The sequence below is a fragment of the Micromonospora sp. ATA51 genome (assembly GCF_016802855.1).
GTDB lineage: Bacteria > Actinomycetota > Actinomycetes > Mycobacteriales > Micromonosporaceae > Micromonospora > Micromonospora sicca.
In genome coordinates this window covers 1-5,536 of the sequence record NZ_JAEVHJ010000390.1, presented here as the reverse complement: position 1 = coordinate 5,536, position 5,536 = coordinate 1, and the positions used below count along the sequence as shown (strand labels likewise).

At 72.5% G+C, this 5,536-nt stretch carries 4 protein-coding genes and 2 pseudogenes; 4 read left to right on the top strand and 2 right to left on the bottom strand.

The annotated features are described in order from the left end of the window. Window positions 1–73: 73 nt before the first annotated feature. A pseudogene (locus JNW87_RS33995) lies at window positions 74–1,396 on the top strand (M20/M25/M40 family metallo-hydrolase); the annotation flags it as partial. 60 nt (window positions 1,397–1,456) lie between these two features. Continuing rightward, window positions 1,457–2,106: pseudogene (locus tag JNW87_RS33990) on the top strand (hypothetical protein). Window positions 2,107–2,165: 59 nt separating this feature from the next. Here the strand turns inward: JNW87_RS33990 and JNW87_RS33985 are convergent. Then, window positions 2,166–2,357, bottom strand: a complete 192-nt coding sequence (locus JNW87_RS33985) for a DUF5703 family protein (RefSeq protein ID WP_089014793.1) — start codon at window positions 2,355–2,357, stop codon at window positions 2,166–2,168. A 74-nt stretch (window positions 2,358–2,431) separates the two neighbouring features. Next, window positions 2,432–3,403, bottom strand: coding sequence for an aldo/keto reductase (locus JNW87_RS33980; protein ID WP_109800708.1), 972 nt, complete (start codon window positions 3,401–3,403; stop codon window positions 2,432–2,434). Window positions 3,404–3,570: 167 nt separating this feature from the next. On the opposite strand from JNW87_RS33980, the gene JNW87_RS33975 reads away from it, so the two are divergent. Both JNW87_RS33975 and JNW87_RS33970 read left to right on the top strand, forming a co-directional pair. Further along, window positions 3,571–4,623 (top strand): LLM class F420-dependent oxidoreductase, encoded by a 1,053-nt coding sequence (locus JNW87_RS33975; RefSeq protein WP_109800707.1) that lies wholly within the window; start codon window positions 3,571–3,573, stop codon window positions 4,621–4,623. After that, window positions 4,620–5,456, top strand: coding sequence for an undecaprenyl-diphosphate phosphatase (locus JNW87_RS33970; protein ID WP_109800706.1), 837 nt, complete (start codon window positions 4,620–4,622; stop codon window positions 5,454–5,456). Before JNW87_RS33975 ends, JNW87_RS33970 begins: the two co-directional genes overlap by 4 nt. Window positions 5,457–5,536 lie beyond the last annotated feature (80 nt).

Sequence of the window (5,536 nt, the reverse complement as noted above, 5' to 3'; positions counted from 1 at the left end):
GCCGGCGCGCCCCGGGAGCGAGGCGGGGCGCGCCACCGGGTCGCCCCGGCTGGTATGAAGAGCCCATCGACCGAGCGACGCCGCCTCCGCCCGACCCGACCCCACCGACGAGGTCGTCGGCCTCTGCCGCGACCTGCTGCGGATCGACACCACCAACACCGGGGACAACGACACCAGCGTCGGCGAACGGCGCGCCGCCGAGTACGTGGCGGAGAAGCTGGCCGAGGTCGGCGTCGACGCGGAGATCCACGAGTCGGCGCCCGGCCGGGCCAACCTCGTCGCCCGGATCCCCGGCACGGACCCGGGCCGCGACGCGCTGCTGGTCCACGGCCACCTCGACGTGGTCCCCGCCGACCCGGACGAGTGGTCGGTGCACCCGTTCTCCGGCGAGATCCGCGACGGCTACCTCTGGGGCCGGGGCGCGATCGACATGAAGGACTTCGACGCCATGGTGCTCGCCGTGGTCCGCGGCTGGCAGCGCGCCGGGGTCCGTCCGGCGCGGGACATCGTGCTCGCCTTCACCGCCGACGAGGAGGCCGGCAGCGACTACGGCGCGCACTTCCTCGCCCAGCGGCACCGGGGCCTCTTCGACGGGTGCACCGAGGCGATCGGCGAGGTCGGCGGCTTCTCCTACTCGATCGACGAGTCCCAGCGGCTCTACCTCATCGAGACCGCCGAGAAGGGCATCGACTGGCTGCGGCTGCACGCCAAGGGCCGCCCCGGGCACGGCTCGTTCGTCCACGACGACAACGCGGTCACCGCGCTCGCCGAGGCGGTCGCCCGGGTCGGCCGGCATCGCTTCCCGGTCACCGTCACCGCGACCGTGCGGGCCTTCCTCGAGGAGGTCTCCGAGGTGCTCGGCATCGAGATCGACCCGAACGACCCGGAGACCGCGATCGCCAAGCTCGGCCCGATCGCCAACATCATCGGCGCGACGATCCGCAGCACCGCCAACCCGACCCGGCTGGCCGCCGGCTACAAGGACAACGTCATTCCCGGCCGGGCCACCGCCACCATCGACTGCCGCAGCCTGCCCGGCCAGTCGGAGCTGCTGGAGGCGCAGCTGCGCGAGCTGATCGGGCCGGACATCGACATCGAGTACATCCAGCGGCAGCCCGCCCTGGAGACCACCTTCGACGGCGACCTGGTCGACGCGATGTCCGCCGCGCTGCGCGCCGAGGACCCGGGCGCCCGGCCCGTGCCCTACATGCTCTCCGGCGGCACGGACGCCAAGGCCTTCTCCCAGCTCGGCATCCGCTGCTTCGGGTTCGCGCCGCTGCGGCTGCCCGCCGACCTCAATTTCTCCGGCCTGTTCCATGGCATCGACGAGCGGGTCCCGGTGGACGGGCTACAGTTCGGCGTGCGGGTTCTCGACCGGTTTCTCCGCAGTTGCTAACCGTGTCCGCGGCGTCACCGCCGACGCGGATCCTCCCCCATCGCGAAGGGACTGCCTCACATGACCGACCAGCACGGTGAGCTGGACGCCGCTCTCGAGCGCGTGATCGCCGCTGCCCGCGCCCACCTGGCCGCCGTCCGCGCCGCCGAGGGCCGGATCGACGACGACGACGTCTGGCAGGCGTACGTCGCCTTGAACAACGCCTCGGTCGCCTACGACGAGCAGCTGCTCGACGCGTACGGGGAGGTCACTCCCTGGGATGTCGAGTCGATCGACCCGGACGAGGCCGACGAGCGCTTCGGCGGCGCCGAGGGCGTCGAGGCGACCGACCCCCACCCGCGGGTGATCTCGGTGCGGCAGCGCCGCGACTACCGGGTGCCGAGCGTGGCCGCCCTGATCCGGGTGGCCGAGGCGGCCCGCCGGGAGGGCACGGAGGAGGACGAGCCGGCACCGTCGAGGGCGTCGGCGAGGCGGTGCTGGAGCTGCTGCAGAGCGGCGACGGCTCGCTCAGCGCGCTGGACGTCCCGGAGCTCGAACCGCTCGACGGGGTGGTGATGGTCAGCGAGGTCGGCACCCCGGTCGACCTGGAGTCATTCGACGACGACGACCCAATGGGCCCGTTCCAGCCGGCCGCCGACGACCGTCTCGTGGGACGGCTCGACGAGCACCCGTTCCTGGAGCTGGACGAGGAGCACGACCACGCCCACTAGGCCGTGCCGCGCCCGGGCCGACCACCCGGTCGGGCCCGGGACCGTACGTCCGCCGTCGCTCAGTACGACAGGCCCGGCTGCGGCTGGTTGATCCGCCGACGGCGCAACATCACCTGCCGCGTACCGTCCCGGAACAGCCGCACCCGGGCCAACTCCCATCCGGAGAACTCCGCCTGGATCGCCAGCTGCGCCGCGGCGGTCACCCGGTCGACATTCGGCGGCAACCGCAGCGGCGCGTATTCGTAGTCCATGCGTTCCATGCTGCCCAGGCCGGGCCCGGTTCGCCACCCCCTGCCGGTGATCCACGTCGCGTCCCGTGGACGGGTCAGCCGTCGCGTTCCGGGTAGCCGACCGGGACCGCGGAGACGTCGTCCAGCGCGGTGACGATCTCCTCGGGCAGGGTCATCCGCTCCACCTGGAGCGCGCCGAGGAGCTGGCCGACGGTACGCGCGCCGAGGATCGGGGCGGTCACCCCCGGCCGGTCCCGGATCCAGGCCAGCGCCACCTCCAGCGGGGAGACGCCCAGCCCGCCGGCGGCGGTGGCCACCGCCTCGACGATGCTGGAGCAGCGCGGCTCCAGGTAGGTGGCGACGAACCGCTCGAAGTGCGGCGAGGCGGCGCGGGAGTCCGCCGGCCGGCCGTGCCGGTACTTGCCGGTGAGCACCCCGCGGCCCAGCGGCGACCAGGGCAGCACGCCCAGCCCCATCGCCTCGCAGGCCGGCAGCACCTCCCGCTCCACGCCCCGCTCCAGCAGCGAATACTCCACCTGGGCGGCCACCACGGGGGCCCGGCCGGGCCAGGCGGCCTGCCAGGCGGCGGCCCGGGCGGTCTGCCAGCCGGAGAAGTTCGACACCCCGACGTACCGGGCCTTCCCGCTGGACACGGCGTGGTCCAGGGCGGAAAGGGTCTCCTCCAGCGGGGTGTCCGGGTCGTACCCGTGGACCTGCCAGAGGTCGACGTGGTCGGTGCCGAGCCGGCGCAGCGACGCGTCCAGGGTGCGCAGCAGGTGCCCGCGCGAGCCGTCCCGGCGGCGGCCGCTGCCCGGCCGCAGCCCCGCCTTGGTGGCGATGAGCAGCTCCTCCCGGGGCACCAGACTGCCCAGCAGGGAGCCGATGACCGACTCCGCGTCGCCGTCGGCGTACACGTCGGCGGTGTCGACGAGGTTGCCCCCCGCGTCGAGGTAGCTCTTCAGCTGGGCGGCCGCGTCGTCCGCGTCGGTGTCCCGTCCCCAGGTCATGGTGCCGAGCGCGAGCCGCGAAACCGCCAGCCCGCTTCGGCCGAGCGGTCGCTGTTGCATGCGTGAACCTTATTTCGAACCCGGCGTCACGGATATCCTCGCCCGAAGTCAAGTTCCTGCCCCACCGGCCGAACGGGTGTGACGCGTTCGAGGGCAGCCGGTGATCGTGGTCACCGCCCGCATTGCGTAACCTGATGCGACCTGTGGTGCGGACGGTGGGAGGACCAGTGCGACTCGGGCTCAGCCTCGGATACCAGACGGCGTGGAGCACGCCGGCCGACCACCTGGCGCTTGCCCAGGAGGCGGACCGGCTCGGCTACTCGGTGGTGTGGGCGGCGGAGGCCTACGGCTCCGACTCGCCCAGCATGCTGGCCTGGATGGCCGGCCAGACCCAGCGGATCGACGTGGGCGCCGCGGTGATGCAGATCCCCGCCCGGACCCCGGCGATGACCGCGATGACGGCGGCCACGATCGACGCGCTCTCCGGCGGCCGGTTCCGGCTCGGCCTCGGCGTCTCCGGCCCGCAGGTCTCCGAGGGCTGGCACGGCGTCCGCTTCGCCAAGCCCCTGGCCCGTACCCGCGAGTACGTCGACATCGTGAAGATGGCGATCGCCCGCAAGGAGGTCGCGTACGACGGCGAGTTCCACACCCTGCCGCTGCCCGACGGCCCCGGCAAGGCGCTCCGGCTGGGCTTCCACCCGCCGCGCGAGCACATCCCGATCTACCTGGCCGCGGTCGGGCCGAAGAACCTCGAACTCGCCGGTGAGATCGCGGACGGCTGGCTCGCCGTGTTCTACGCCCCCGAGTTCGCCGAGGAGCAGCTCGCCTCCGTGCGGGCCGGCCGGGCGAAGGCCGGCAAGGAACTGGCCGGCTTCGACGTCGTCCCGTCCGTCCCGGTCGTGGTCGGCGACGACATCGCCTCCTGCGCCGAGCTGGTCCGCTGGTACGCCGCCCTGTACGTCGGCGGCATGGGCAGCCGGCAGCAGAACTTCTACAACCAGCTGGCCGCCCGGATGGGCTACGGCGACGCCGCCCGCGAGGTGCAGGACCTCTACCTGGCCAAGCGGCAGCGGGACGCGGCCGCCGCGATCCCGATGGAGTTCATCGACCGCACCTCGCTGCTCGGCCCCAAGGAGCGCATCGCCGAGCGGATGCGGGAGTACGCCGCCGCCGGCGTCACCACCCTGTCGGTGACCCTCTTCGTCGCCGACCGGGACAGCGGCGTGCAGACCCTGCGGACCGTCGCGGAGGCGCTGGAACTCTCCGGAGTCGGAGAGTGACCTGGGTCGAGGCCATCGTCCTGGGCATCGTCCAGGGGCTCACGGAATTCCTGCCGGTCAGCTCGTCCGGTCACCTGCGCATCACCTCGGCGATCTTCTTCGGCCGGGACGCGGGCGCCTCGTTCACCGCGGTGACCCAACTGGGCACCGAGGCGGCGGTGCTCATCTACTTCTTCAAGGACATCTGGCGGATCGCCCGCACCTGGGTGCTCGGACTGGTGGACCGCTCGGTCCGGTCCAGCCTCGACTACCGGATGGGCTGGTACGTCATCGTCGGCACCATCCCGATCGGCATTTTCGGCCTGCTGTTCAAGGACCAGATCCGCACCGCCGGCCGGAACCTGTACCTGATCTCCTTCACGCTGATCTTCTTCGCGCTGGTGCTGGCCTTCGCCGAGTACTGGGGGCGGCAGACCCGCACGCTGGAGAACTTCCGGATGCGCGACGGTGTCGTGATGGGCTTCGCCCAGGCCATGGCGCTGATCCCCGGCGTGTCCCGGTCCGGCGGCACGCTCACCTTCGGCCTGCTGCTGAACCTCACCCGGGAGACGGCGGCGCGGTACTCGTTCCTGCTGGCCATCCCGGCCGTGGTGATATCCGGCGTGTTCAGCATCCCGGACGTGTTCGAGCCCTCCGCGCCGGGCACCGCCGCGCCGAGCGTGGCGCAGATGGCCGTCGCGACGCTGATCGCCTTCGGCATCGGCTACGCGGCCATCGCCTGGCTGCTGCGCTACGTCGCCCACCACACCCTGTACCTCTTCGTGCTGTACCGGGTGGCGCTCGGCACCCTGGTCCTGTGCCTGCTCCTCACCGGGCATCTCAGCGCTACCTGAGTCTTCCTGGTTGGGGTGTGGGGGCTGGGGGCGACCGTCCCCGGCTTCGGGTGGTCGGGCTTGATCCCTGCGCCGGGGAC